At 60.3% G+C, this 6526-nt stretch carries 6 protein-coding genes; 4 read left to right on the plus strand and 2 right to left on the minus strand.

Annotated features, from left to right (window positions below; all coding sequences use genetic code 11):
* Nucleotides 1–217 precede the first annotated feature (217 nt).
* A complete protein-coding gene (locus tag MHX65_RS09420) occupies nt 218–622 on the minus strand; it encodes a hypothetical protein (RefSeq protein WP_239269841.1) in 405 nt (134 codons plus the stop codon).
* Between the two features lie 254 nt (nt 623–876).
* On the opposite strand from MHX65_RS09420, the gene lexA reads away from it, so the two are divergent.
* Together lexA and MHX65_RS09430 are read left to right on the plus strand one after the other, a co-directional pair.
* On the plus strand, nt 877–1587 hold the full coding sequence (lexA, locus tag MHX65_RS09425) for a transcriptional repressor LexA (RefSeq protein WP_239269842.1): 711 nt from the start codon (nt 877–879) through the stop codon (nt 1585–1587).
* Between the two features lie 483 nt (nt 1588–2070).
* Nucleotides 2071–2853, plus strand: coding sequence for a DeoR/GlpR family DNA-binding transcription regulator (locus MHX65_RS09430; protein WP_239269843.1), 783 nt, complete (start codon nt 2071–2073; stop codon nt 2851–2853).
* A gap of 79 nt (nt 2854–2932) precedes the next feature.
* Here the strand turns inward: MHX65_RS09430 and ptsP are convergent, their stop codons facing one another.
* Nucleotides 2933–4621 (minus strand): phosphoenolpyruvate--protein phosphotransferase, encoded by a 1689-nt coding sequence (ptsP, locus tag MHX65_RS09435; RefSeq protein ID WP_239269844.1) that lies wholly within the window; start codon nt 4619–4621, stop codon nt 2933–2935.
* A 209-nt stretch (nt 4622–4830) separates the two neighbouring features.
* Here ptsP and MHX65_RS09440 point away from each other — a divergent pair, with 209 nt between their 5' ends.
* A complete protein-coding gene (locus MHX65_RS09440) occupies nt 4831–5793 on the plus strand; it encodes a 1-phosphofructokinase family hexose kinase (RefSeq protein WP_239269845.1) in 963 nt (320 codons plus the stop codon).
* Between the two features lie 18 nt (nt 5794–5811).
* Nucleotides 5812–6526: fructose PTS transporter subunit IIA (locus MHX65_RS09445; protein ID WP_239269846.1), on the plus strand; the 715-nt coding region annotated here is incomplete at its 3' end.

Below are 6526 nucleotides of genomic sequence, written 5' to 3' on the forward strand. Positions count from 1 at the left end.
TAGTCCTTTCGCTAATTTAGCTTCTCGGTTTAGTTTACCTCCCAAGGCCAAGCCAAAAACCTGACATCATTGCGAAAGACCTCTCCTGCTCGCGTGCCGGTCTCCGTGAAGCAAGCAGGCCCTATCTGCCGCTGGTAAACAAGCTGCTGCCTAACAAGGCTCCAAGCCTTAAACCCCGAAGTGCCTGCTTTAGTGGCCTGCTTTAGTACACGCAGCGCTACTGACCGATCGCTGCTTCTACTTGCTGTACCGAAGCGCCAGGATCAGTCGGCGTTTCAGCATTCGTACCCATCAGCCCGCCGGCAATCGTGCCGAAAAATACGGCAGCGCCAAATACTGCACCAAGGAGGTAATTCTTGCGCGAACTTTGCGCATCGTCTTCTTTCATCGGCCTGTTCGCGAAATCAGGTAAGAAACTTTCATCAGTCCACGTATTCGAATAACCTTCACGATTCGTTCGATATACGGAATTTAAAGTCCTGATTTCCCTCTTTTCGGAAGGAGAATGCTGCACGCCCCAGCTTTGATCATCAATATCCCAAATGGCGGCTGAAGGGACGATCTGTGGACGTGCCGCGCGTTGTTTAACCATGTTATTGCGAGAGTTAAGTAGTTGAGACATTGCTTTCCTTTCGACGACCGCCGTAAGTCTAAAGCGGCCCCTTGACACAGCAAGAGCTCAATGTCGCTCCTGTGTTCGAGACTGTTTCTATGTTCGATTTATAGCACCCCTTCGAAAACCTGTCCAGTTTTTCGCGTAAATCTCGAACGCTTGTACTTTTCGTGCTACAAATGAGTTATGGCACGCAGGTGTCACCCAGTCCCTTTTCAAGCTACGAACGCAGAAACCTCAGACCCCCTAGCTAGGAGCCGCACATGGGCCGCAAGAAAGCAAGCACCGCAAAGAACGATTACGCCTCCCTTTCCGAAAGGCAACGCCGCATCCTTAACGTCATCAGCGATGCAGTGATGCTCCGCGGTTACCCGCCCAGCATCCGCGAAATTGGTGACGCCGCCGGCCTGCAATCCACCTCATCCGTGGCCTATCAGCTCAAGCAGCTTGAGGAAAAGGGCTTCTTGCGCCGCGATCCCAATAAGCCCCGCGCGGTCGACGTACGCCACCTCAACACTGACGACGCCGAAAAGAAGCCGGGCCGCAAGTCTAAGGAGATCCCCGATACCTCTGCCCGCGGCCCTGAAGAGTCTGCCGCCGTAGCTTATATTCCCGTCGTTGGCCGCATCGCCGCCGGTGCACCAATCACCGCAGAGGAAAATATCGACACGTATTTCCCCATGCCAGACGAGGTCGTCGGCGGGGGCGAGCTCTATATGCTGCAGGTCGTGGGCGATTCCATGCAGGATGCCGGCATCCTCAACGGCGACTGGGTCATCATTCGGTCGCAATCGGTGGCTGAGGAAGGCGAGTTTGTCGCCGCGCTTCTCGATGGCTCCGAGGCCACCGTCAAGGAATTCCACCGCGATTCCTCTGGCGTATGGCTCCTTCCGCACAACGATGCCTACCCGCCCATCAACGGCGATGATGCGGAAATTATGGGCAAGGTAGTATCCGTCTTCCGCAAACTCTAAGCCCCGGCAAGCTACGTTAACCAAGCCGCACGCGAGTTTTCGCCTGCGGCTGTTGTCGCCGCCTGCACTCTGCGCCCGCTTTCTTGAAACCCGCTCTTTGCACTTAGTACGCTGCCCTGTTTCCCCTGCTTGGGGAGCAGGGCCTACGAGTTTTAACACATTCCATGCCTTTCTGCCTCGCAATCGCGCCCCAAAAGCCAACTTAAGCGCGCGGGACTTATTGAAAAAGCACCCCCGAAATAACGGATCTGTAAGTTAAGCGCTACTAGGGTTGGCTTTCAACTAGGGCAAATATAGCTGACTGACCTGCGGCTTTCATCCCAAACCAGACAACGGCGCACACCCTAATTTTTGTTTTCGTCCGATTACCGCCGAATTTTGACACAATGGAGGGAGAAATCCCACATCAGTTAGCTTTCACCGAACGCCTGCATTCGCAGATGGAGTAACCGCCCGGACGAAGGCAAGGAGCAAGGAGGGTCTGTGTACGCAGAGGAGCGACGCCGCCAGATCGCGTCCCAAACTGCCGTCGAGGGTCGCGTGAACGTCACCGAATTATCGGAGCGTTTCGACGTGACTGCTGAAACCATTCGCCGCGACCTAGCCGTGCTAGATCGTGAGGGCGTTGTCCACCGCGTTCACGGTGGCGCCGTGGCTTCGCAGGCGTTCCAGACCGCGGAGCTCACCCTCGATACCCGCCAGCGTTCCGCATCTGGGGCCAAGGCTGCCATCGCGCACGCCGCGCTCGATTTCCTTCCCCCTGGCGGCGGCAGCATCTTCTTGGACGCCGGCACCACGATTAATACCTTTGCCGAGCTCATCAGCCAGCAATACCCGCAGGCGCAGTTCAATATCGTCTCCAATAGCCTGCCCATCGCGCTGTCGCTAGCCAATAGCGGCGTTCCCGATGTCCAGCTCCTCGGCGGCACCGTACGCGCTATCACCCAAGCCGTCGTCGGCGATACCGCCTTGCGCACCATGGCGCTCATGCGTGCCGATGTCGCCTTCATCGGCACTAATGCCCTGACCCTCGACCACGGCTTGTCGACGGCCGATTCCCAAGAAGCAGCCATCAAATCTGCCTTCGTCACGAATGCCCACAAGGTCGTGGTCATGTTTGATTCCAGCAAATTGGGCAACGACTATCTGGTGAGCTTCGCTTCCATTGCCGATATCGATGTCGTCATCACCGATTCCGGCGCACCGGAATCCTTCGTTGACGCCCTGCGCGAGCGAGAGATCGATGTCGTGCTCGCCAGCGAATAGCTCCAACACGCGCACGACTTCGCCCTCCCTACTCCGGTGCCATTTCTCACCGAGGTAGGGAGGGCGAAACCTTTGGCCGTTAGTTGAACTTTTCTATCTGCTCCATCGCTGCGGCGCGGGCGGCGGAGGGGCCTTCGGAGTTGAGGGCGGCATCGGCAAGCTGTTGGCACTGGTCAAAGGTCAGCTCGGCCAATTGGGCGCCAACGCCGGCGACTGCGGTCGACGCAGCCGACAAGGAATTGACGCCAAGGCCGGTCAATACGCAGGCCAATAGCGGATCGGCTGCAGCCTCGCCGCACACGCCAACCGGTACGTTGTATTCGTGCCCTGCAATGCAGGTGTGCTGGATAAGCCTCAGCACGGCCGGCTGCCACGGGTCGGTGAGGTACGCAAGCTGAGGCGACAGGCGGTCAGCGGCCATCGTGTACTGGGTGAGGTCATTGGTGCCGATGGATACGAAGTCCAGATGCGGCATGATCTTATCCGCCATCAGCGCTGCTGCGGGCACCTCAATCATCGCGCCCGCGGTCAGTCCGCGCTCCCGGCACAGCTCCGCAAACCACTGGGCTTCCTTCGACGTCGCCACCATCGGTGCCATGACCCAGGTTTCGGCATCGTCGCCGCGGGACTCCGCGGCCTGGGCGATGGCGTCCAACTGGCGCGTCAACAGGGACTCGTTATCGCGGGCAATGCGCAGACCGCGCACACCCAACGCCGGGTTCTCTTCCGAGGACAACGTGGCATAAGAAATCGGCTTATCGGAACCAGCGTCCAAGGTGCGCACCACGACCTTGGAATTGGGGTAGGCGTTAAAGACCTTCTTGTAGATTTTTGCCTGCTCGTCAACGGAAGGCTCCTCGCTCGCGGACAGGAACGACAGCTCCGTGCGGTAGAGGCCAATGCCCTCTGCCTGCGAGTCGGAGGCGATGCGGGCGGCGTTGCCATCAGCCACGTTGGCCAAAAGCTGCACGCGGCGGCCATCCTTGGTTTGCGTCGGCCCAGTCCATTCGGCCACGCGGGCGGCGCGCTCGCGGTATTCCTCGACCGCCTTAGTGGATTCTTCCTCGTCCGCGCCCAGCGTCACGGTTCCTAGGGCACCGTCGACGAAGACGAGCGTGCCGCTTTCAATCTCCCGCAGCTTATTTCCCACGGCGACGATGCACGGAATATCGAGCTGGCGTGCGATGATCGCGGTGTGGCTGGTGGGCCCGCCCAGTTCGGTGACGAGCGCGCGAATATGCGCGGTATCCAGGGTGGCGGTATCGGCGGGCGCGAGGTCATCGGCAAAAAGCACCGCTTGGCCCTCCACCATGGGCAAACCGGGCTCCTGCTCGCCGCGCAGCTGGGCGATGACGCGGTCGCGCACGTCCTTCAGGTCGGTGGTGCGCTCGGCCATGACGCCGCCGGCCGCCTCAAACATGGTGACGAACTTATCCGTGGCTCCCACCGTGGCGAACTCGGCATTCTTGCCCGAGCGAATGTTCTTGCGCACGGCCTTGTGCCACCCGCGGTCCTTGACCATGCCGGCGGTCGCCGTCAGTACTTCCGAGGCTTGACCCTCGGCGGCTGCGGCGCGGTTTTCCAAGCGGCTGGCGACGACATCGACTGCCTCGAGGAAGCGATCGTATTCGGCTTCGCTGCTGGCCTCTTGGTCAATACTTCCTTCAGTAGGCAGCTCCGGGCGGGGGCGCACCCATACGGCTTCTGCATAGGCAACTCCAGCAACAACGCCGGTTCCTTTAACAGTGGACTGAAGCGTATTTTCCATGGCGATACTTCCTTCGAAGATAGCGGCTTATTTATTTCCAGATCATCACAAATCCAACAGAAATGCAATGTATGCCACACGGTTTCTATTGACTTTCCAACACAATCGGGCAAGAATAAACATTAACGGCGGGCTTAACCGCGAGTTCTAACCGGACCGACTGCGTGTGGCCCCCAATATACGCACTCTGCGAAAGGGATAAGTTCTCGATGATCCTCACGCTCACCCCAAACCCAAGTATTGACGCCACCCTGGCGCTCAATCAGCCACTAACCTCAGGCGATGTCCACCGCGCCGCCAGTGTTACCCAGGTTGCCGGCGGCAAAGGCGTCAACGTCGCCCACGCCGTGCACCTCGCCGGGAAAGAAACCCTCGCCCTCTTCCCCGCCCGCGCGGCCGATCCATTCATCAACCTCATCCAGGAGGTCCACCTCCCCTATGCCCACGTGGACATGGATGGCGGCGTGCGCGTCAATACCACCATCACCGAGCCAGATGGCACGACCACCAAGGTCAACGGCCCTGGCCCGCTGCTTTCCGATGCCACCCAAAACCACCTCATTTCCATCCTTACCCACCATGCCCAATCCGCTGATTGGGTAGCCCTTGCCGGATCGCTGCCCAAGGGCGTTGACGCCGGCTGGTATACCGACCTCATCAAGGAGATCCGCAATGCCGCCCCGCAGGCGCGCATCGCCGTGGATACCTCTGATGCCCCGATGAGGGCCATCGCCATGCAGCTCGCTACCACCGCCCCGGATCTCATCAAACCCAACGGCTTCGAATTAGGGCAGCTAACCGGCCAGGATGGCCTCGCCCTCGAGCGCGCCGCTGCGGCCGGGGACTACAGCCCGGTCGTGGAGGCTGCAAGGGATGTCGTGGGTCGCGGCATCAAGGAAGTGCTCGTCACCCTCGGCGGCGCCGGTGCCGTACTGGTAAACGCAGAAGGCGCATGGGCTGCCACCCCGCCTCCCGTCACGGTGAAATCGACCGTTGGCGCAGGTGATGCTGCATTGGCCGGATACCTCCTGGGGCGCACGCAGGGGCAAGGACCGGCATTCTCCCTCGCGCTCTCGGTGACTTATGGCACCGCCGCGGCCGCCAAACCCGGCACCCAATTCCCCCGTCCCGAAGAACTCGATACCGCCCATACCTCCATCTCCGCTCTATAACTAAGGGAGCCTTCCATCATGGCATCCGATCTCATCACCACAGAACTGGTCGCGCTTGACGCCGACTTTGGCGATAGCGTCGACTCCGTTATCACCAACCTCGCCACCTTGGTGCACGATACCGGGCGCGCAACCGAGGTCACAGGCCTCGCCCAGCCCGCCATAGACCGCGAGGCCAAGGCCGGCACCGGCGTGCCAGGCGGCGTGGCCATCCCCCACTGCCGTTCCGAGGCCGTCACCGAGCCGACCCTGGCTTTCGCCCGCCTTACCCGCGGCGTGGATTTTTCCGGCCCCGACGGCGATGCCCAGTTGGTCTTCCTCATCGCGGCACCCGCCGGCGGTGGCAAGGCCCACCTGCAGATTCTTTCTAAGCTCGCCCGCGCCCTCGTGCGCAAGGACTTTTTAGAGGCCCTGCGCACCGCGTCGACGAAGGAGGAAATCGTCAAGGAAATCTTAGCCGTCGTCAACGCGGAAAAGCCGAAGAAGAAAAAGCAGGACGCCGCGGAGGCTGCAGCTGGGGCTGCGGAAGGGGCATCGGCAAGCGCGGGTGCTTCGGCGCAAGCTACCCGCATCGTTGCCATCACGGCCTGCCCAACCGGAATCGCACACACCTACATGGCTGCCGATGCCCTCACCCAAACCGCCGGCGAGCGCGACGACGTCGATCTCACCGTCGAAACCCAGGGCTCGTCCAATAATGAATCGGTCTCGCAGTCCACCATCGACGCTGCCG

The organism is Corynebacterium sp. ACRPS (assembly GCF_022346005.1).
In the GTDB taxonomy this organism is placed as follows: domain Bacteria; phylum Actinomycetota; class Actinomycetes; order Mycobacteriales; family Mycobacteriaceae; genus Corynebacterium.

What these genes read in the sequence shown, in the direction of transcription:
- ptsP (WP_239269844.1), bottom strand. Translation starts at nt 4,621, where the DNA reads ATGGAAAATACGCTTCAGTCCACTGTTAAAGGAACCGGCGTTGTTGCT.
- lexA (WP_239269842.1), top strand. Translation starts at nt 877, where the DNA reads ATGGGCCGCAAGAAAGCAAGCACCGCAAAGAACGATTACGCCTCCCTT.
- MHX65_RS09440 (WP_239269845.1), top strand. Translation starts at nt 4,831, where the DNA reads ATGATCCTCACGCTCACCCCAAACCCAAGTATTGACGCCACCCTGGCG.
- MHX65_RS09420 (WP_239269841.1), bottom strand. Translation starts at nt 622, where the DNA reads ATGTCTCAACTACTTAACTCTCGCAATAACATGGTTAAACAACGCGCG.